This is a genomic window from Pararhizobium arenae (assembly GCF_001931685.1).
GTDB lineage: Bacteria > Pseudomonadota > Alphaproteobacteria > Rhizobiales > Rhizobiaceae > Pararhizobium > Pararhizobium arenae.
In genome coordinates this window covers 681,196-703,185 of sequence record NZ_MOOY01000001.1, presented here as the reverse complement: position 1 = coordinate 703,185, position 21,990 = coordinate 681,196, and the positions used below count along the sequence as shown (strand labels likewise).

12 protein-coding genes and 1 pseudogene are annotated in these 21,990 nt (G+C 57.5%); 2 read left to right on the top strand and 11 right to left on the bottom strand.

What is annotated here, in order from left to right; all coding sequences use genetic code 11:
- Positions 1–235: 235 nt before the first annotated feature.
- Positions 236–852 (bottom strand): annotated as a pseudogene (locus BLX89_RS03410) (tyrosine-type recombinase/integrase).
- Between the two features lie 390 nt (positions 853–1,242).
- Here BLX89_RS03410 and BLX89_RS03405 point away from each other — a divergent pair.
- Together BLX89_RS03405 and BLX89_RS25455 are read left to right on the top strand one after the other, a co-directional pair.
- Positions 1,243–2,112: a hypothetical protein gene (locus BLX89_RS03405; protein WP_075289193.1), complete on the top strand. Its 870-nt coding sequence runs from the start codon at positions 1,243–1,245 to the stop codon at positions 2,110–2,112.
- Positions 2,113–2,243: 131 nt separating this feature from the next.
- Positions 2,244–2,417, top strand: coding sequence for a hypothetical protein (locus tag BLX89_RS25455; RefSeq protein WP_158025933.1), 174 nt, complete (start codon positions 2,244–2,246; stop codon positions 2,415–2,417).
- Between the two features lie 413 nt (positions 2,418–2,830).
- Here the strand turns inward: BLX89_RS25455 and dpdD are convergent, their stop codons facing one another.
- The 10 genes from dpdD to queC all read right to left on the bottom strand — a co-directional run bounded on the left by dpdD (position 2,831) and on the right by queC (position 21,987).
- Positions 2,831–4,969 (bottom strand): protein DpdD, encoded by a 2,139-nt coding sequence (gene dpdD / locus BLX89_RS03395; protein ID WP_075289192.1) that lies wholly within the window; start codon positions 4,967–4,969, stop codon positions 2,831–2,833.
- Complete coding sequence (dpdK, locus tag BLX89_RS03390) at positions 4,966–5,493, bottom strand: phospholipase D-like domain-containing protein DpdK (RefSeq protein WP_075289191.1); 528 nt, start codon at positions 5,491–5,493, stop codon at positions 4,966–4,968. Before dpdK ends, dpdD begins: the two co-directional genes overlap by 4 nt.
- Entirely contained in the window at positions 5,493–10,064 is a 4,572-nt protein-coding gene (gene dpdJ, locus BLX89_RS03385; protein ID WP_075289190.1) for a protein DpdJ, read from the bottom strand. The genes dpdK and dpdJ overlap by 1 nt, the downstream gene beginning before the upstream one ends.
- Before the next feature lie 10 nt (positions 10,065–10,074).
- Positions 10,075–10,788: a hypothetical protein gene (locus BLX89_RS03380; protein WP_075289189.1), complete on the bottom strand. Its 714-nt coding sequence runs from the start codon at positions 10,786–10,788 to the stop codon at positions 10,075–10,077.
- Positions 10,778–13,813, bottom strand: a complete 3,036-nt coding sequence (gene dpdH / locus BLX89_RS03375) for a protein DpdH (protein ID WP_075289188.1) — start codon at positions 13,811–13,813, stop codon at positions 10,778–10,780. The genes BLX89_RS03380 and dpdH overlap by 11 nt, the downstream gene beginning before the upstream one ends.
- Positions 13,813–14,709 carry a protein DpdG gene (gene dpdG, locus BLX89_RS03370; protein WP_075289187.1) on the bottom strand — a complete coding sequence of 299 codons (897 nt, stop codon included), beginning with the start codon at positions 14,707–14,709 and terminating at the stop codon, positions 13,813–13,815. The genes dpdH and dpdG overlap by 1 nt, the downstream gene beginning before the upstream one ends.
- The gene (gene dpdF / locus BLX89_RS03365; RefSeq protein ID WP_075289186.1) at positions 14,706–17,201 is read right to left on the bottom strand and encodes a protein DpdF; all 2,496 of its coding nucleotides are present in this window, start codon (positions 17,199–17,201) and stop codon (positions 14,706–14,708) included. Before dpdF ends, dpdG begins: the two co-directional genes overlap by 4 nt.
- Positions 17,194–20,349, bottom strand: coding sequence for a protein DpdE (gene dpdE, locus BLX89_RS03360; protein WP_083637308.1), 3,156 nt, complete (start codon positions 20,347–20,349; stop codon positions 17,194–17,196). The genes dpdF and dpdE overlap by 8 nt, the downstream gene beginning before the upstream one ends.
- Positions 20,350–20,706: 357 nt before the next feature.
- Positions 20,707–21,270 carry a VUT family protein gene (locus BLX89_RS03350; RefSeq protein WP_075289183.1) on the bottom strand — a complete coding sequence of 188 codons (564 nt, stop codon included), beginning with the start codon at positions 21,268–21,270 and terminating at the stop codon, positions 20,707–20,709.
- Between the two features lie 15 nt (positions 21,271–21,285).
- Positions 21,286–21,987 carry a 7-cyano-7-deazaguanine synthase QueC gene (queC, locus tag BLX89_RS03345; RefSeq protein ID WP_075289182.1) on the bottom strand — a complete coding sequence of 234 codons (702 nt, stop codon included), beginning with the start codon at positions 21,985–21,987 and terminating at the stop codon, positions 21,286–21,288.
- Positions 21,988–21,990: the final 3 nt, after the last annotated feature.

Here is a 21,990-nt window from a genome sequence, read left to right as displayed (position 1 = left end):
TGGGCTACGCGAGCGAATGGAGTGCTCCTCTCGCGCTCTGTCCGCAGCCCTTTAGCGTAAACATTCGAGCGTGAGCAGATACCGGTGCTGCGGCGTAGTGTTCGTCAGCATTCGTTTGCTTGCACCCAGAAGCCGACAGGCCGCAATCGGCCCCATTTCAGCCGTCAATACCGAAGCAGTTCATGTCTCCTATTGGCGCGAGGGAGACCACCAGCATTGCCGGTGGTCATTTGCCTTATAGCTCGATCTGCTCAGCGATCCTGACGCGTCGTCCACCTCCACGCCAAGGTATCGGACGGTGCTTTCGAGCTTTGTGTGACCAAGCAGAATCTGGACAGCCCGGAGATTGCCAGTCTTCTTGTATATCTGCGCTGCCTTCGTTCTCTTCATTCAGTGGGTGCCATAGGCGCTGGCTTCCAGCCCGACGGAAGCCACCCATCGATGATCGATCCGAGCGTACTGCCTTGTCGATAGATGCTGCGAGGTTTTTCTGCGACTGGGAAACAGATAGCTGCCACCATTTTTTCTAATGAAAGGAAGCCAGGCGGCGAGCGCATTCTTCGTCTGCTCAGTGACCTCAAATTGCACGGGCCGCTTGGTTTTCTTCTGGATGATGGTGGCGCGGTCCCTGATCGAACTGCCCGACCACAAGTCTTCGACCCGAAGCCTGACGAGATCGCAAGCGCGGAGCTTGCTGTCGATTGCGAGATTGAAGAGCGCCAATTCCCGGTGCGCCCCTCTCATTTCAAGTCGAACGCGGATCGACCACATGTTCTTAGGCTGAAGCGGTCGCTTCTGACCAACCAAAATTCCTTTATTCCAAGGGCGTCGGGTACGCAGCATAATGTCCATGACAAAGCCCCTTTCGCTCCTCCCACCTCGTCTCCCGTTTGGGAAGGCCGATGATATCACGACTTGTCCCTGCTCGGCCCGTTGCGGACATCACCGTAGCGTCTGTCGAAAATCGAATTCTTTGAAGATCGGATGGATTTTCCCCACCCGCCGCTCTCTGGCTGGCATGACTGCGGTTCTCATCAGTTTGCGGCGGCTTCACGTAGGGCGCACCGTTTGTAAGATGGTGGTGAACATCGTCGGATTTACGGGGTATTTTTTTTAAACCAAATAATGCGGGATAAGTCCCTTGGTGGATTTGAAGTCTATTCTCTAGCTAAGCGTGACTCCGCTAGGGTGCGTTGCTCGACCATTTCATCCCTCAACAAAACGTCGGGTCTCGAGGATTTCTTGGCTTCTAGGCTTGAAACGAACCTATCCAAGTTACTGCAATATGGTGTGTCCCAAGACCTCGGACGACGCGCCGTAGACGCAGGTAAGGAAAAGCCTGTCACGGCGAATGGCATTGCACTTGATTCTTTCCGCGAGGTGGCTGCCTATGAGGGTATCCTCCTGAACTTGGGTGTGGAGCCAGAAGAAATTCTAATCCATCACGAGTTTTCTCATACTGGCGAGCGAGCCTTTCCCGACTTCATCATACGAAATGTCGTCGTCGAGGTCGTCATGTATACCCGCGAGAATGAATCACAACGAAGCCTCGATTATTTCAAAAGGCTCAGAACTAAAATCGCGTTGTATCTCGAAGCAGGCTTTCAGGTTGTCGAGATCCATCCTCACGAGGTGGTGAATGCAGATCGAAGAGCAGAACTAATCTCTTCTATTGCAGCCAAGCTTGGCACAGAAGGAACGGTTCACGGGTCCGGTCGCAGCATGCGAGAACACGGATACTGGTCGCCAGAGAATGTCCGAAAGGAAGTGGAAGCACTCGCGGCCACAATCGGCCACTTCCCCAGTTACCGCGAATTGGATGTCCACGGCATCGGCAGTGCGAAGAAGGCGCTAAAGCAATATCCGCGCGAACGCCTGGCACAGGAACTCGACTACCCTTTGAAAAAGAAATCGAATGGATTTTGGTCAGTTGAAAAGGTCCTAGAGGCATGCGCATGTTTGTCGGGGGATACCTTTCCCAGCCGCAGGATGCTGGAGGATCACCCGGAGCTACTCGCAGCAATGAAAAATTCCGTACATTCGATGAACTACTGGCGCCAATTATTTCAGGCGTTCGTCCTCTCCAGACGGTCGCTCAAAGACGCAGCATAGCTCGCGAGGAATGCTCCGGCGGGAAGGCCACTAGCATGGGGGAGGGCAAGCTAAAGCCCGGAAGCCGTTGTAAGGTTTACGCGGAAGCGATCGCGCCGCCACTGTTATCTGCGAGTCATCTCCGCGGGAGCATGGCCAAGCTGTTTCTGGACATAGCGTTCGTCGACCTCGACCGAGGAGGCAAGGCCTGCGCGAAGGGAATCGCCAGAGAACTTGAAGGCCCGCTCAATCTCGCTGAGATCGCTGCGCACGCCTACAGCCATTGCGGTCCTTTTCACGCGCCCGTCGACCTCCTTGTCGTTTAGCTACTCGGGCCAGACATCCTTCCCTTGCCCCGCGGCGCGGCGAAAAGAGAGGGCCATGGGAAGGCTTTGCGAACTTATCCAGGTCTCCATTGGGGCAACCGGGCAGGTTGCAACAGGTGAGCCGTGGCCCACCTCGACCTCTCGCCAACGGGTTTTGCCGCGAAGAGTGACGAGCATTCCCTTGTAGAGGATATCGATCCAGCGCGGCCGTCCTCGGTTTGATTCGCCTTTCAGATCCAACCCATCAGTTTCGTAACGTCGAATCTACTGGCAAACCCTATCAAAAACATCGCGCGGTCGCGCAGTTGACCCCTTATCGGCGTCCAATCTTCACCCCCCTGTAGACGATCAGCGCTTGGCCTGCTCGGCGCTGACGGTCTCAAGTCAGCCACAAAAAATTACTTAAAGTCCAGTCATTTGAGGTGTTCCTCGAGCGCGCGAAGGATGCTCGAAAAGCCACGCCCTTGCGCGTATAATAGCGTCCGATCGCCACGGTGTTCGCGGATGAACTCCGTGGCGGCATGTTTCGCGGAAAGCCAAGTCACAACAAAAATGTCTGCGTTCTCAGCCATCGCCTTAAGACGGGCCGATCCGCCATGATCTGCAGCACAATCGACGACCACATTCGGGGACATTTCCTCTATGGCATTCTTGGCCTGGCGGCTCGACGTCTCTGTTAACGAATAGATCGCGATCCGCAGCCCGTCCAATTTATAGCTGACACCATCGTTCGGTTCGGAATCGACGTTCACGCCGAATGCTTCCAGGGACCAGCCAAGTTCGCCGGCGAGACGCCTTACGGCTGTCCGCTGTAAGGTGCTCAGCCGCCCGTAAAGAGGTGCCGTTCGAGCAAGAATGCTGTGAAGGAAGCCTTCACGAATCTTAGCGTCCGGTGCGCTCGCCCGCATGAAGTTTTCGATCGTGTCCAGAACCCAGTAAATCATATCGACGCCAAAGGCCTGCCCTGCCAACTCGTCGATATCGGCGATAAGTGATGAGTAATCCGCGCCGTCTATTCCGACAGTCAGGAGCGCTTCCACCAATACCTGGCTGGATTCATAAACCGATCCACCGCGCGTGGAGTTCAGCGCAAACAAGGTAAGGAGGCTCGAATAGACCGGCGCCATGGTAGGGCCGGGGAACGCAGGGTCTTGCTGAAGCCATGCAACGAGGAAGGGGAGCGCTTGCGCCGTCCTTTCCGACGCGAGTTGGTCGGCCTGCGCATGGTTCAAAGCAGCCACGAACGCAGCAACTTGGAACGGATCGCTTGTCGACGACCCAACGGACCACTCATCTTTCCCGTGACGGGCTATCTCAAGAGCATTGGTGAAGGTTGGATCAGCCGTCTTTTCGAGCCACTCGATCCATGATGATGGCACACCGCCTGGAGCGTTTACCTCGATAAGGCGAAAGGCGGTGCTGAAGGGCTCGGCATCCCGAAGCAAAGCGAGTTCCGCCGGCGCGAGCTTTGCAAGGGCGGCCAACGCCGCAGCAACGTTGTCGACAGCCTCGACGGCATCCACCTGAACCAACGCAGCACGCGCATCGTCGATGGGCGATGACGCTGGCTTCAAGGTCGGATGAGGCGCGATAGCGCCAGGGCGCGTTCCCAACTCATCAGCAAGCCATCCCAGTGACGAATTTTCGCCGGCAAGCGCTTCCTGAATATCTGACCTTGAGGCCGACACCAGGTTCTCTAGGGCGTAGAGTTTCAAGCCGCCGGGTGTCAGGGTTGATGGCAACGGTACAGACAGCATTGGCTGAGCCAGGTCGCGCACGGTCGTTCGGTAGGTGTCATGGACGCGGCCGCGATCGCCGGCATCGAACAAATCCGACAGATGCGTGCGGTACAGCGCTTCCAGCAAGAGTGCGGTGATCGCGGGCGGTCTGCGAGCGAGCCGCAAGCTGCCAAAGCCTGCCAGGGAGACGATCGCTGCCCAGTCGCCGAACGCCGCAAGAAGTTGAACCTCGAGGAATTTGGTATTTAGCGCATCAAGACGCAGTTCATCCTTGAGCCGTTCCAAAATGACGGTCGCAGCATCCCGACGCCCGACGTTGAGGTTGTCTTGAAACCTTGCCAGCAGCCAACTTGTCGGTTCTAGGACCGCGGATTGAAGATCGGGAGCGCGGGCGATCGTTTCACGGACGCGCATGAGCGCGCGCAAAGCTGACAAGACACTCTTGCGGTCTTGCGGGATCTGAATGACGCAGGTCGCGGCCGGCAGTGTCTGCGCGAGCCTTTGAGTTGCCGGTTCGCCAGGTGGGAGTGGCGCGGTGATACCGTTGAAGGACGTCATGGTCGGTCCCGCAAAGGCCTTTAGGACCGGCGACAGCCGACGCCAGGCCATCATCGTTGGCGTAGCAACCAAGATTTGCAGCCGACCGACTGCATTCGCAGTCGGAATAAGAGCACCCGGAAATGCCGGATCGACAACCGTCGTACGAAGTTGTCGGCAAACGTCCTCGACCTCGGGACCGAAGGTCGAGGTCGTCGACATCGTTTCGAGGTCAGAAAGAACCGATTGTGCGTCTGCGATATCCAAGCCGATCATTTCAGGAGCCCTTCCCACCGCGACTCCAATTCGATCGTCTGCTCTGCAACTGAAGCAGGGTCTGTCCGGAGGACGAGATGTTCTCCGTTAATCGATATTCCGTTTAGCGTGAGATTCATTGACCCGCTCAAGAAATAGTCGACTCCGAGAAGGCCCTTGGCGTGGAAATCCTTCTCGATCGTCCACCGCACCTGATCTCCGAAGATTGCTTTCAATGTCTGTAACTTCGCAATGAAGTATTCGTTGTGGCCGTGCTCGCGAATGATCAGGCGGACCTGCTGGCCGCGCGAGAGAAGTGCCCGCAGCACCTCCGATAATCTAATCGGCGCGCTCGGCCAGTCCGGTTGGATCGACGCAAACTGTCGGGCAGAATTATCGATGACCTCGATGTCGGAAATCCACGCAAAGAAAAACCAAAGCTTCGGGCTACGGCTGATCAATTCCGCTATGAAAAGGCTTTGAAGGAGGTCGCGAACCGCGCGCGACTGGGCGGGACCGTGCAGGTCACGTGAAGGTCCGAGCATCAGATTTGCTCCCGCAGTGTCAAAGTGGACAGGATGCGACCGGATGCTCGGTCGATACGTTCGACGACCGGGAAAAACTGCAGGACACCGACATTGATTGGCGTTGCGGCGAGAACCACCATTGCTTCGCGCAGCGCCCCTGCATTTTCCGAAGCCGCGGCCAACTGGCAAACCCCATGCGTTTCGAAGGCATGCGTCAGTTGGGCAAACCAGTCGGGGGCGGAGAGTTCGACCGTTGGCGTCGACCTCGTCAACACAATGTGCCGGACCAATGCCGGGTCGGTGGTGCGCGCCTGCCGATAGGGATTATACGATTGAAGGGAGCGTAGCCGCACCTCCTCTGCCCGCGGCCAAAGCAAACTGGTGATGGCCGCTAGCACCGTGACGTTTCCGATCGCTGCCGTTGGTAGCGTCGCTGACAGAAACGAACGAACAGACGACGACAACGCCGCGTCCTTGCTGCAAATGTAAGCGAATTCCCTGAGCCCGATCGACATTGAATATCGATCTTCGAGGAGATCCCAGTGAGATTGCAGATCAAGCAGAAGCTGGTCCAGTTGGGGTCCGCTACCGGCGCGCAAAAGGCGAATGTTCAGGGATACGGAAAGTGCATGGCTGACATCGATACCGCCCAGTTGTGTAAGACGCTGGGACAAGGTCTTCCAAAAAACAGCGCGCTCGCCATGCGAGTTGGTGGCACGCAATTGCGCAATTTCCCCCGTCACGTTCGCGTCAGTGCGGGCAAGATGGAGTATCTGGCGAAGGCCAGGATCAACCAGTTCGAGATCGGTTGGAGCAAGAGATGCCTCGAGCGCCGTCAGGAAAATATGCGGTTCGGATGCGAATTTTTCGGCAAACGCTTGGAGGACGCCCGCCCCACCCAGTGTCGCCTCTGTAATCCAGACGCTTGTCTCGCCGCTCTCATGGTCGTCACGAATGTCGACCAGAAGTGTGTCGACTGTTGCGTGCCGCGGTGCAGCGGCGATGCACGCCTGAAGCATCGCCTCTCCGAGCGTTTCCAGAATGACAGCCCGAAGCCATGCGCCGAACGCGACCGGATCCGGTTCCCAAAGGAGTTGCGCGATCATCCGCATACGTTCTCGAACGATCGGTAGGCTGATCTGGTTCGAAAGTGCCTGTTGCAGCCGTCCCGGTCCTCGTCGCTGTTGAGCCGGGCGCGTGCCGACGCCGTCGCTGTTTCCGGCTCCGTCATGATCATCGTCGTCGCCGTCCTCGTCATCCGGAACGACAGGCGGCATCGCACCGAACAACTCGCTCATCGTGTCGTGAAAGACGCCTTCGAACCGAAGCTCGCTCAACACATCCGAAGCGACCTCCGGCAAGGGTCGCTCTGTGTTGGCGGCATCCGCCAAAAGCGCTGAGACCATGATCTGGAAAAGCCATTCACGCTGGAATTGATTTAGGTCGGCAGGAAGGTCCGGGTCTTTTTTGAAAGTGTCACGCGCGAAATTCAGCTTACTCGTCGCGAGCAACGATGCGGGAAGGGAATTTCCCGCGTCCTCGACGCCTTCAGGCAGCCGCACATCGATCCGAAGGCCGTCAACCTCAAGCTCGAAGCCAAGTGCGGCCGGGCGGCCATCATCACTTTTGAAATGCACCGTAACGGGAAAATCGTCCTGTAACGTCCGAACATTTGCATGCGCGGTCGAGGCAAACCTGCGCACGCTAACGCTTGATCGAAAGCGGTGAAGAAAGAAGTCTATTGATCCAACCAACCGGCGCCAACTTGAGCGAGGCGGGACTGGGACATTCAGCGCATCGCCGTTCACGACGATGTCGGTCTGCCACGCGAGCCTTGCGTTACTGCTCGGCAGTGCGTCGCTACGGGCAGCCTTTGTCAGGCGCACGGTCCAGGGACGAAATACAAGGACCGGCGCTGTGCTCGCGTGGTCGTTGAACCGGCCAGCGAACTCTCCGACAAACTCATGTTCCTCTGCGTAGTCGCTGATCCGGCAATCTTGCTCGGGATGCGAGGGGTCGACCGACACCCAATGCGACAACGCGCCCCTTTCAGGGGCAAACCGTCGCGTGACACGCCCAGGCGCCAATTGATTGAGGCCTTGGAGAATGGGCATCATCTCCACCCGCTCGGCGTGATTTGCCGTTGCCGGGGGCAGGATAATCTTGATTTCCGGCAGGCTGAGGTCGCTGAAAAGGCTCCGCGGGACGAAATCTGGAAGAGGGTGATAGTCGGTCTTCAGATCGAATTCACCTATTTGACTTGGAAAAGCCAAGCGCCAGTTGCGAAATAAGCGCCGCACCAGCGTCGGGATCGCCTCGAGCAAAAGTGAGCGTGGCGGTTCCCAAAGCAAGGTGTTGGCCGCGGCCGAATCAATGCCCAACGCTGACGTTAGGTGTCGGGCGAGGTCGTCTATGGTGGCTTGATTGCCTTGAATAAGATCCGAAAGGATCGCCTTGGTGCGTGCCAACACTGCCTGGACGGCTTGGCTGGGATCGTCCTGTGGCCGGCTCAGCAAGTCCCACTGCCACGCCTTCTCGTAGCCAGCCGTTCTCGCAGCCAGCCAATCGAACATGGCGTAGACGGCTTGAATTTTTAGAACGTAGGGGTTTCTGATCGGAAGATTCTGCGGCTCGAGCGCGGGATCAAACAGGTGCTCGTAGGCCTGATAGAAGGCCCGATCTCGTCCATAGTCCGACAGGACCGTAAGCGTGATGGGGCGCATCGCTCGCGCACGGCCGGCGCGGCCCTTTCGCTGCAGGAACGATGCCATGCCACGCGGGGCCTTGTGTTGAATGACAGCGCCTACGGTGGGATCATTGAAACCGACCTCGAGCGCGGTGGTGGCGACCACAATGTTGGCAGACTGATTGACCCCGGCGTCTTGAGACGTCGTGCGACCGACAATCAACCGTCTGTCGAGAGGGTGATGACCGATATCTTCGCAAACCCTCCATCGCTGTCCTTCGACATCACGCAGTGCAGCGTCACCGCCGTCGCCGCGCAATGCCGCAAGTGGGCGACGCTGATTGTCCGGTTGACCGAAAATGGTGTAGGCCTCTGCATCGCGCAGGTCGTCATAAAGTCGGTTTGTTACGTCGAGATCATCCGTAAACAAAAAGGCGCGGCGGCCAAATGCGCCGGAGACACCCGCTCCTCCCGGTGGATCGAGAAGGCGCGGCACAAGCATAGCTGTCTGGATCGTGGTCGAAAGCAGTGACGCTCGCGATGTTGGATCGCCCCGGAGCAAAACCTGGTATTCCGCCCCTTCCTCTTCATACTCCGTCAGCGCCGGCGTGATTTCGACCACGCGATCTGGATGCGCGCCCGTCAGATCAGCAAAGAAATGCGATGCATTGCCCAGGGTAGCCGACAGGCCGACCCAGGATATTGGCGACGCCAGCAGATGTCGCCATCGCCTGAGCGTTAAGGCGGCCTGAGCACCGGAAATGCCCTCATAGGTGTGGACTTCGTCAAGAAGGCCAAAAAACGGGCGCTTTGCCTGAGGGAGACCCACACCAAACAAGCCTCGCATCCAGGGGTCGGAGAGCCGCTGATTCAACATTTCGGTCGTCGTGAACAAGATATCAGGTGGCTGGCGTTGCATCCGTTCGCGCGTGAGCACGATTTCTGATTCACTTACTACTCCGCTGCATTCCGGTCGTGAGCAGCTAAGCCGCTCCCTGGCCGTCTCAATATCGGCCCGACGCCAGATGAGTTCGTTCGCGCAGGTCGGGCAGCGCAAGAACGGGCAGACGAAATCTTGTCCCCGTCGGCTCCATTCCTTGTCGGCAAGTTCCTTCTCGGTCGCACGTCGTGGCGAGGAACGAAACAGTGCGCCGATTCTCATTTGCCGACGCTCATGCTGAGCCAGCGCTTCGGCAACGGTACGAGCCATGCGGAACGCTTCGCCGAGTTGGTCCTTAAGAAGTTCGGTGCGGGGATATATCGCAACCGCCTTGACCCAATGATCCGGGCCGATCGCTTCGCCGATCCTGATCATCGCCGGCAAATAAAACGCTATCGTCTTGCCGCTACCCGTGCCGGCGGTGACGATCGTACCGCCGTCGTCGGTGGGAACGATTAACCTGACGGCGGCGCGTTCCTGAAAGGCTGCCAATTTCATGTCGGGCAGTGCGGTCAACGACCGAAAGAGATCTCGGCGCAGCGGGGTGGACGCAAGGATCGCGGCATGGTCGGTAAGTATGGCTTCCGGCAATCGATCACGCTTGGGAAATCGCCGTGGCCGCCGGTCAACACGGAAATCAGAGACAAGATGCGGCGCGCCCTGCCATGGCTTGTTCGGGAACAACTGACGGTTCGCCGCTGCCAAGCGCATCATTTCACCGAAACGTGATCGCAACCGGATCTCGCCGCCCGGGTTATGCAACTCGAAGACAACACGGGCGGCGATCAATTCTTCAATGGCATCATCCGCCGCTGACGCGTTCCCAGCCGCGACCACCGATCTCGCAAGCGCCAGCACTTCACCTTCGCTCAGAAAACCGTCCGTGAAACCCCATTCTAGCGACCGCATTTCGATCGCTTCGATTAGATCCAGAAGCTTGGCTGCATTAACCGAGAGGGCCATCAGAACTTACCTATTTCAGCCGTATGCGGAACGATGCGATGAGATTTTGCTCATCAAGCCAACGTCTCACCTCATCAGAATAAGAGGTAAGGGAAGCCCCGTCATTGGCGGCATCGCGGATGAATTTGACCACACTGGCGGGAATATCCTTCGCGGAGAGTTCGGACCACGATTTCTCATGCTCGGCCACCAGTGCGTCTAGCCTCGACACGGTTGCCATCGGATCGTCAGGGACTGTCTCACCCAAGGCTTCCACCGCGGCCCGGCATTGGCGTATACGGTTGACGCTTGGGCGGAACTGCGGGATAGCCGCGAGGGCGTCGAGAATGTCGAACGAACCGAACTCGGCCCGTTTGCGAACGTAAGACTTCCATGAAGCCGAGATCATCCGGTCCGCCGCTGAGGCGATGCCGGCCAGACGGTCCAGAAATTCATACTTCAGATTTAATGACGGTTCGTTGATCGCAGACGGGTTTCCGGACATGGCGGTTCGAAGATCCTTCGCCCGTTCTGCAAGCGTCAATCCGTCGGAAGGCACGAAATCGACCTCGATGCCAGCATCTCGCATTTTTCTCAGAGCTTTTCGGGCGGATGAAAGCTTCTCGGATTCGGTCTTCAATTGGTTTGCGCGCGACTGAAACTGAAGCGCTTCGTCACCCGCTTTTTTGAGCGTTTGGTATTGATTGATCTTGTCGGCTAACCCGGCGGCTCTATCAAGCAGCATTGGAGGCTCCCCCAGACGTGTCGTCCATCATTCGCAGATCGGTTTCGATCGCCTCCAATGCGCCTTGGATCGAGTTGATGCTCAACACAATTGCGTTGTGCTTTGCATCCTGACTTTGGCTGTTGGCTGCAACAGTTTCATCAATCGCATCCAGAAATGCCCTGGCGGCGTTTGCCAGAGCGGTTCCAGCCTCCACCCCGTTTCGTCGCCCGCGCCCAAAATGGCTGAGCGCCGAGACGCCGTCATCGAATTTGGTGAGACTGCGCGCGGCAGCCAGCGAATCGTCAAAATTGACGCTGCGAATCCGCTCAATAGCGTCGGCTAGCAGCTTGGCAGTATTGTTCGACCCTATTCCTGCTTCGGAGGCCGCAACGAGTGCCTTCTCTAAACTGGCGACAATTGCCGACCTGGAGGCTCCCTCACCAAAGGCTTCTTCCATTTCCTTGAGCCACTGGCTCCGGTCGTTCATCTCCGCCGTCGCAGCCGCCGGAAGGGCTTCCTGGATGCGGCGGTAAAGAGTTGCGAGTTCGGTCCGGTCGTCGCTCGGAGGGACAAGGCTAAGGCGCCAGCTCGACTGCCGGATATTCCGAATGATCGAGACCACCCGATTCGGAGCGAGCATTGCACCGGCTTGTCCGCCTTTCATGCTGGATATCTGGAAGCGGGCCATTTGTGCCACGGTCTCGCGCCCGTTCAGCAAACTGTCGTAAGCCTCTCTCATCTCCTTTGAGCGGCTGGCGCATTCTTGCGGCCAGGAGCTGAACGCGCCATCGAGAAATTCGGCAATCGTCGCATCGGGCTTGATCTTGCCTCCGATTGCCGCACCGACGCAAAGCAGCTCCATGGCGGCACGTGCCTGGCTCCAATCGGGTGTGGGATTGCACAACGCAATCAGTTGCTCTTCAACGCTGCGCGCCCATACCGCGACGCAGTCCAGAAACGCAGCGAGCATTCTGTCGCCGTTCTCGAAATCCCAGTTGAAGTCCCTTTTCGAGGCTTTCAGCAATCCGACGAGGGCGGCACCCGCCAAGGCGGGGCTTAATGTCCCGGGTATTTCGAGTTTGACGCGGAGATCGGAACGAACAAGGCTGGCTTGCCGTGCAAAGCTAATGCTGCCGCGCTGAAACGGACGGCCAGTGGATGCGTTCGCAAAGCCCGATTTGGCGAGGCCGAGCATATCCCAGTCGATCGTGTCTGAAACCGCCGAGAAAATGAGAATGCGCAATTGTGTTGCGAGCGTCGTGTCGAGATCGCCACCGTTGCTCCAGTTTTGAAGCAGTACCTCTTCACGGCTCGGCGCCGGTTTGTTTTTTTCAGCCGGTTGTTCGACCACCTCTTCGACGGCGACCCGAAGGCCAGCGCCCGCCCCGGGGATTTCCGGTACGTCGAAAGCCTCTCTCAGGTTCGCGTCCAGATTCCTGATTTCGCCGGTGCCGTCATATAATTCGAGAAACGCTTTCCAGCGTCCGGCATATTGCGGACTTCTGGCCTCGAGTTGCAACTCAGCCGCGACGGGGAGAAGTTTAACGCCCTTGAGTTTTTCCAGTAGCTGGTACGGGGGAAATGTCCCGGTGCGGATACTATCACCATAATTGTCCAACACCTCGACCAGCAGATCATTCTGAAGGATACGTGGGTTGAGACTTTCCGGAAGCGTGTCATTGGCGCGTTGCGCAGAGTTCCATAGGGCACGCGCCGTAAACGGATAAAGACCGTAGCCGTCCACTTCACCGAAGATCGAATGACAGTCGCTGCGGTAAGCGCACGTAGCACACCGCGACGGAGGATTGTCAGGGGCTGTCGGATCGTTCGCCCAAAGATCAATGTCTGCCCGTCCAAGCCTGACGGCGTTGAGATATCGCGACGCGAACCGAGCGAGGGATTCGCTAGTCACCCAATGTCCTTCCGCCCGCCCGGCGGAACGATCCATATCGACAATATGCGTGGTTCGCATATAGGCCGTTGCCGCAACACTTTCGAAGAAGCCGGTCGTGACGGCGATGGCTGAGCGCATCCTGCACAAGCGCTCGTCACCATGTGATGTGATCGACTGAAGAAGCGCCCGGTCGATCCCCTGCAGGCGCGCAAACTCCTCGACAAGGAGGACAAGCTCCCGGCCTTGTACCTTCAGGTGCGCCCGCAATCGGGTCATCAGTTCCTCGACACGATCGCCTGAGAAACTCAAGGTTCGGGCGATCGCCTTGTCGAGGTTGTCATTGATGATGTCGACCGCAAGCTGCGTGTGCTTTTCGGTGTCCAGCGCGATGATTTTCATCGCGTCCTGCGCCAGTTTCGAAGCGCTTGCAAAATCCAGACCACCAAGGGGAAGATCGCTGACCTCGAAGCTTCGACGCGTTTCCGGACGATCCTGAGCATTCGAAGGCGCGAAAATATGGTCAACGATTTCGGAAATGACCGTTTCGTCGCCCAGAAAATGCGTCGCCCGCATATATGGATCCTGAAACAGATGCGGGAGATACGAGGCCAGTTCTTGCTCGATTTCTTCGGCATCCGGAGAGAGAACTCCCTCCCTTATCACCTGCGCCAGGTCGTTGAGCAGTTGCTGTTTTTGTCCAGCACGGGTCTGCGTGCCGTCGCCCGCCGACTGCAAGGTTTCCAGAAAGCTTCTCTGTTCATCGGCCGGAAGCTGGTCAATGATCATTTTCACGATCGCCCGCAAACTCGTTCCTGATTTCGGGACGAGCAAGACAAGGCGCTGTTCGTCGGAACGGATCTGGAACCGCATCCAGTGAACAAGATGCGATTTTCCCGACCCGGTATCACCAAGAATTGCCGCGAGCGCGTGCGGTCGCTCATCGCTCAAGAAATCCGCCACAAACTGATGCTGGCTCATCTTGTCCCAGGACGCATCGGAAATCTCCTGGAACTTTGTTCCGACCGGCGGGGAAACGTTGAGGTCCCAGTCGCTGTGCACCGCCTTGAAGAGGGTATCCGGCATATGTTCGGCGAAGGGGTTGATGACCTGACGAACCGCGCCGGGATCCCAACAAACGACATTACGCATCAGTTGCTCCCCCGCAGACCAATGTGGCTCACCCGGTCTTCACGAACGCTGAAATCAAGGATTCTGTCTGGCGCGTCGGCCACGCTTCTCATCGCCAAGCGCTGTCGATCCGCAAGCCTCTGCAGGGCGATACTTGTCGTGGCAGAAAGCCGCGTTTCGGCACCATTTAGAGGAATGAGCCGCATTGCATTGAAGCGCTCCCAAACGCTCCCTTTCTCGAAGACCGGATAGATCGCGGCTAGTCGCGCCAGAAACGTCTCGACCGGCAGCTCGTTGCCGTCGGCGAAAATTGCCGGAAGAGCGTAATCGATGGCGTTGACCGGGTCGGGGATGACCCGCCTCGAAGGCCCGGCGCCAACCACTGTCGCAAAACCCAGATATCGCGCCCAATAGAGCATGTTTTGATAATTGAGCGGGATGGTGCAATCGGTCTTCCGGGCATTTTCCCCCAGCGCCATCTTGATAGCAGAATTCGGATCGTCGGAAAAACTCATTGGCTTGAGCGGGTTCGTGCTCAACAGCCAGGTGAGAGCCAACATGAATGAACCTTGCTGGGTCTCCTCCGCCCGGATCGGGTCGAACAATGTGCGAAGCAAATACCTGCGGAAATAGGTCTCGCTTCTTTCCCCCTTTTTCCCTCCGCCCCGGGCGTCTGCCGTCAACTGCAGTTTGTCGTCGATCTCCTCAACAAGGCCGATCCTGCGTGCCTCGAGCAGAGAATTGACGAACAGTTTCGTTGGCGATCCGCCGCTATCTTCCGTCGTATTTTTGAGTGACGGTGGCGTAGCCCAGGATTCCAAGCGGTCCTTCGCCTCTCCATTTTCAATGTCGAACAGCGAAGAGTATATTGCGTAGAGCCGGCTCGGGACCGCTTCAACGGTTGTGATAATGCTCACCGTGATACCCTTTCATTGAATTCTTCAAAGGTCAGGACGCGTCCGCCAAAAACATCACGAAGCCGCCGGCCGTCGGGGGCAGATTGCCCGAGCGGAGCCAAAAGAATACGCGGCGATTCTGGGCGGCTGGTGAGATTTTGTTCCTCTAGGGTCTGATTGCGCCCGATCAGTGCGATCTCCGGTCCTTTTGGCAATCGGGATATCGCGAGCGATGCCACGTCGCTGACAAAGAACGGCGTGTTCGCGGAGAACTTTAGGACCTGGCCCATGTCGAAGGGCTGTGAGCCGAGCAGGAGAAGCTTTGTCAGATTCATGCGTTGCAGTCTTTGTAATGTTTCACCCAGTCTTCTTGAAGCTGCTCGCGGCAGGCTGTCTGGCTGGTACGTGACAAGCAGCTTGAGGTTATTGTCGAAAAGCCTCGCCAGGGATGGATGAAGCGGGAGCAACCACGGTGCGATCGATTCGCCGACGGTCTTTCCGAGGTGGCGTTTGCCCGCGTCCAGCCGGCACCGCTCGCAGCGACTGCAAACTCTGGCCAATCGGTGCGCGCCGTATAACTCCTCGAAGATTTCGGCAGGACAGCGCTGGTCCTTGAGAAACTCTCGCATCAAATCGAGGTTCCTCTTACTCGAGATCCAGTCGCCAGAGCGTACCATTTCGACTTTATCGACCCAGAGGCGCTGCTCCAGATGGTGATCATCAAGAACAGCGACTTCCAGCCAATCTCCTTCTTTCTCGACTGGCGGATAGGGTGTCCCCAGAAGCTTTATAAGACCGGCACGGGCCATGAGCGCCAACGTCCGTAGGTTCCAATCCGTGTTGGTCTCGCCGAACATGTCGATGTCTCGCTCGTCGGCGCCCGGGCGGCCGTCCACTTGCACGGCAAATCGCCCAATTCCAAGGGACACTTTTCGAGTGAACATCGTAGACCACCGGTGGAGACCACGATCAACGCTGATGACCTGTTTGGCGTTGATCGCTTCGGCGATGGAGAAGTCTTTTGCCGACGGTATTGCCAGGGACAGGGAGACCATCCCGTCTCTACCGCCGCGTCCAACCTCCTGGTAGAACCGGTCGAGCGTTTCTGGAACGCACGCATGAACAATGCTGCGGGCATGAGCATAGTCGATGCCCAGGCCGAACGCAGAGGTCCCGACCACGATATCAAGCGTGCCGTCGCGCCATTCCGAAACGATGTGCTCGCGCTCGGCTCTGCCAGTCTTGCCATGGAGTTTGCGAACGCGTCGAAATCCTTCCTTGACCAGCCTCCGATACCAGGCCTCGGCTTCGCCGACCTCGGTCACATAGAGAACCGCTGGTCGCGGTGCGTGATGCAGTGCTTCCAAGACCCGTTCAACTCGGGTGTCCTCATCGCTGATCGGAGCAATCCAGTAGTCGGGCTCTGGACGGAGTTGGACGGCAGACATGCTCCCAAACTCACCATCCGCACCGAAAAGCATGCGAAGCGTTTCCAGGGAGGAATCCGTCAAAGTCGCCGAGAGCAATACAGTTCTCAGACGGTGCTCTGGGGGCGCGGCACTTATAAGCTCGCGCCTCAGTCCGCTCAATTCCTGAAACTCGCTCCGAAACCCGGTGCCCCACTGATCGACAAGATGAGCCTCATCAATCACCAGCGCTCGCAACAAGCCGGCTTCGGCGGCACGCCGCAAGGGATTGCGCAGTCGATGGCACGCAGCCTCCGGCGATGCGAAACAGATGCCTTGCGAGCCATCTGCGATACGGTCGGCGATGATGCTATTTTCGGCATCGTTCCCACCTTGAAAGGCTAACGGACGAGCGAGGCCGCAAACCCTAACCGCCTCCTGCTCATGGTTGACCCCCAACGCCACGGTCGGAACGATCACGAGCGTGACCCCCCTTGTGTCGGGATTGCTGCCAACAAAGCCGACTTTCTGAGCGAGTTGGAATATCATGCTCTTCCCCTCGCCAGTCGGCAGGGCGACCACCAAGGTCGCGCCAGCAGGCGTCGAGAGTGCGGCGCGGACGGCGGCGCGTTGTCCGGGGCTTCGGTAGGAAGAACGGCCAACAGACTGAAGGAAAGGGTCGCCTTCCGTTCCCTCTGCATTGAATACACGCCGGATACTCTCGGACGATGCCAGCGTTTCGACGCCTCGACCATCGCCTTTCGACAGCCAGTTCGGCTGCCATGGGCGGGCGGTGATCAGCATGCCTTCAGGCGACCGAACCGCGGCAATACCGACCTTGTCCCATCCTTCAAACTGCGCCAGTTTCGGATGCGCGATGCGCAAGGTGGGAGAGACCTCGAAGGCGCGCCGCGCATACTCATAGATCAAGACCTGGCGCACGAGGACGGCGAGGTCGAGAACGCTTGCGTCATTGCCCATATCGCAAAGTGCGGCGCGAAGCCGCTCAATCGCCGGGGATTGCCCGCGCCAAGCTTCACCATCGCCTATGCCTGCCAGCAGTTGCGAGACTGCAGTAAACGCCGCGTGCCCTTGTAATTCATCCATTGGCAGAACTCTTCGGCGCATGTTGTGCGACAATGAAACAACCCATCGCATCCAACCGAATCGAAGGCTGACGAATAGACTGGAGGATCGATTTCATTGCGTCGATATCTGACTGGGCGGAGTCCCCGTCTCTCGAATTTCCTCGCGTCATCCGCCGCTCGTGGCGCCCGAGATCTGCTTCCGCCATCGTGACGGCGCGAGCGACCGCAGAGCCGACTTCATCCGTCGAGGCCAGGCGCTCGCGCGCTTTATCACGAATGGAGAGACAAATTGACTGAAAGGCTGAGGGATCGATGATGTCCGCAAGCAATTGCGGCCGGCTACCAAGATTAATATCCTTCGGAAAGCCGTTAACCGGTCTGTCGGAATATCGCCGGTTGATGATAGCGGTGAGTTCGGGATTTGTGACCTCAACGCCGTTCAAGTCGATGTAGACCGTATGCGCGCTTGGCGCCAGGTACCGTTGAGCGTGCCGCCACAAGGCCAGATCCGAGCGGGAAGGCGCGAGGAAATCGGTGAACTCGATCTGCGGTTCCACGACGAAACACAGCTTGAATCCGATCCATATCTCGTCGTTCCAATCTGGAACGACCCGGTATGTCGCGAACGCCGTTCCCCGATCGTCCCACCGCGTGAACCGCTCAAGCGCGTCGAGAAGTGGCATTCCCGGGCGCAAAAGATTGGATTTATGCCGGTTCGTGACGACCCGCCGTCTCCAGGTCAGTGCAGTGGAGTTGTCGATGTGAAGCTCCGATTGCCACGGGACCCGCGGAATCAGCGTGTGGCTGGTGGTTACCAACTTGAATGGATCCTCCTCGGGCCACTTGAACGGCTGCTTCCGAATTTGAAGCGTTTCCACGAGCCATCCATCAACGGCGCGTTCGAGCGCCTCTTCGTCCTCTTCGGCGTCCTCCAAAGCTTCGATAAAGGTTTCTACCCGCTCTTCAGCAAGGGTTATACGGTCGAGTGCATACTGCTCGTCCTGCGATTTACGCTCATCGGCGATCTGTGCCCGAATATCGCCAGTCATCGCTCTCAGCGCGTCAGGCCCATGTTGGAGGAGTGTTGCAAAGACTCGGATCTCTAATCGTTCCAGGAGAAACTGGATATCACTCGTTGAGCGGTTGAAGGCCATGAAGCCGCCAGCCAGCATCTCGAACCACGCTCTCCAAGGGCTGACATCCTCATCAGATGGCAACAAAAGACGATGGCGGATCAAACTCTTCCGCCGCCCAAATCGATCCAGGCGGCCGATCCGCTGTTCGATCCGCGCCACGGCCATTGGCAGGTCGAGATGGACGATCGCATCCGCGAAACTTAAATTAAGGCCCTCCTCACCAGAACGATCCGTGACTAGGATCGAAGGCGTGCTCCGTCCACTAAATTCCAGCACGACCTTATCCGCATTAGCGGCGCCGTTAGTCAGCAAATACGCGGCCGTCCCGTCCACGTCGGTTTGGAAAACGTCATGAAAATGGCGAGCCACCGACTCGCTGGACGCAAACACCACCACCTTGGGAAATTGTGCTTCGGGCCTGATTGCCTTTATCAACCGGGTCGTGCTCTCGACCATCGTCTCGATACGGAGCTGATCGTCCAGCTTTTCCGCAATGGCACCGAGCGCGGCAAGGAGTTCGTCTTCACCGTCGAAAATCGGCTCAGCGTCTCTCAGCCATCCTCTCAGGGCATCGGCACCCTCACTTACCGCACCGAGCAAGTCTCGATATCGAAGCGCAAAGCGTGCTGTCTCGCCGTCGGCGCTAATCGATGACTCAGCCGCGCTGAAGCGCCAATCTTCAAGCGCCGTTAGCAGGGCCGACGAGATGTCGGCAGGATCCTCTTCGACTTTAACATGCGAGAGGAGGGGTTCGCCGTCGGTGATCGGCCCTCGCGGGACAAATTCCCAACCTGCTGCATCCACTCGGCGGGATCGGATGAGGCGTTGATGGATACGATAGCTGTTGGCAATATGGTCCTTCAGCACCGAACATAGGTGTGTCAGATCATTGGACGGATCCTTCGCTGCCTCGATCAACTGCGGTGCAAACTCCTGCACGATCTCATCAGATGGGAACAGCCGCATGAGTTCAGCGCCACGCTGCCGAAGAACGATGCGTGGCCCATCTGGAGAAAGGCTCAGCAGCAAGCGCCCAATCTCTCGCCGTTGCGCAAGCTTGACTTTGAATCCGCTCAAATCCTCGATTGGATGATTGATCGGATCGAGAAGGTTCAGGAGCGCCAAGAATTTTGCTTCTTCGCCGAGAGCGGGTGTCGCAGAAAGCAGAAGGAGGACAGGCGCCTCTTGGCTGAGGATGCGCAACCGGTTGGCGGCAGGCAGGAGCGGACCGGCATCGATGCCCACGAGGTGATGCGCTTCGTCGATGACCAAGATATCTGGCGCCTGCGAAGCCTGGGCCATATCGGTATGACCGCAGCACTCGAACCCTTTCGCGAATTGATCGAGTCGAATCTTTTCGATCAATTCGCGACGCCATTGTCCGACGAGGTGATCTGGAACGCAAACCAGGACGCGGGTCTCGGGATCATCGATGAGATGTTGCCGGATGATGAGTCCGGCTTCGATAGTCTTGCCCAATCCAACCTCATCGGCAAGGAGGTATCTTTGGATCGGGTCGCTCAAAACACGTTTGACTGCAGCAACTTGGTGCGGAACGTAGTCAATACTTGCTGAGGGTACTGATGTGAGGCCTTGCGCCGCGCTCCTCAACTTCAGAAGTGCGCCCATAGCCTCTTGCCGGCGGTCGTGAAGAAACTGAGTCTCCGATGCTCCAATGGCAAGCATCTCGGCTGGATCTTCAGGAGCATTCCAAGGCCTAACTTGTAATGCCCTTTCATTTAGATCCTCGGCTCTCCCATTAGGAAACTGAATCTCGTAGTCTATGTAGCCGTTCGCCGCTTGTGAAAATCCGATAACACGTCCCACGCGTGTTCGCCCACGCCCTGGAACATAAACGCGCGTATGCGGGCTTAGATAACCTCTCTCAAGTCGTGAAAGCTCAAACTCTAGCGTCTCCACATTACGGATCGATCGGAAAACTGTAACTGTCGAAATCCGGCCGGAAACAGCTTCAAGCTTTCCCAGACCCTTGCCGCCAGGCAACTCAACAAACATGCCGAGGTTCAGCATGCGCGTAACCAGTTCAAATGATTTTGCGTTGCCGGAACCCGTTCCTCCGCAACAAGCGACACATCATGCACTTATGCCCACCTCGAAAGGTGCCGAACCCCCGATTCGGCATTACGTAAGTGTGACATATATCTAGGTTGCAGGTTAAGGTTTGATTGCAATCTTCGTGATTATTGCTCAACAATATCGGTTGAACCGGATGTTGCCAATAGAGCTAAATTTTGCCGAAAGATAAGACCGTTGTTATGCAGGCAGTTAACTGCAGCAGTTGCCGCAATCATTTGCGAGCATCTCCCGCTAGGCTTGCCGCTGTCCAACAGTCGGCAAACCTCGCTTTGTCAAATCTGTGGTGTACCGCTACGCAGGAATTAGACCCAGACGCTTATCGCGGTTCCGAATCCAGAAAAGCACGGGAAGGGCAGCAATCACCATGATCGCTTTGCCCACGACCTGCCCTGCGAGAAAATCGAGCGATCCAAAGGCCAGCCAGAGGAACATGACGCTGTCGACGATAAGACCGGCGATACTGCTTGCCAAAGCGGCTTTCACCAAGCCCTTCTTCTGCAGGGGCGTGAACACCAGCAGGTCGGCGACCTCCGACGAGAGGAAGGCTGCGGCGGAAGCGAAGGCAAGGGCAGGAGCAGTGAAGGTCGTTGAGAGCGCTGCTCCCACCACAATAGCTCCGAAAGCCCATGTCAGCCCAAGCCGCCGCTGCACCAGATCACGCAGTACCAGAGCAAGGCCGACCAGCAACACGCCACTTGGCGCCGTCAAACCGGGGCCGACCGGTATGATGCACGGGCCATCGGGAACACACATGGTTCCCACGTGGCCAATCATATAGTTCGCCAAGGGAATGCAGGCTATAAAGCCGGCCAGAAAGAGGAACCCTTCAATGCGTTGTCTGCGCGTCGCGATCATCTCTTCGCCCTCGTTTCAAACCTGCTCTGCAACAAATCGCTGATATCCCTTTGCCCGCAAATCGCAGGCCGGACACGTCCCGCAACCATATCCCCAGTCATGGAGGTCGCCACGCTCACCCAGGTAGCAGGTATGGCTCTCCTTCACGATCGTTTCGACGAGGCGAGAACCTCCGAGATCCTGCGCCAACCGCCAGGTGTCAGCTTTGTCCAACCACATCAAGGGGGTGTCGAGAACAAACCGCTTTTCCATGCCGAGATTGAGCGCGACCTGCAAGGCTTTGACCGTATCGTCGCGGCAGTCTGGATATCCGGAGTAGTCTGTTTCGCACATGCCGCCGACGATGTGTTTTAGCCCCCGTCGATAGGCGAGGGCCGCAGCAAAGGTCAGGAAGATAATGTTTCTGCCCGGAACGAAGGTGTTGGGAAGGCCTGTGTCTTCCATTTCGATAGCGATTTCGCTCGTCAACGCGGTCTTGGAGATCTCTCCGAGCGAGGCCAGCGAAATCGTATGATCTTCGCCTAAGCGCTCTGCCCAGGCCGGGTTCATGGCACTGAGTTCACGACGCAGTGTATCACGGCAATCAAGTTCAATTCGGTGCCTCTGACCATAATCGAAGCCCACCGTCTCGACCCGCTCGTATCGATCGAGGGCCCAGGCAAGGCAGGTCGACGAATCCTGACCTCCGGAAAACAGAACAAGCGCTGTCGACGTCATGGT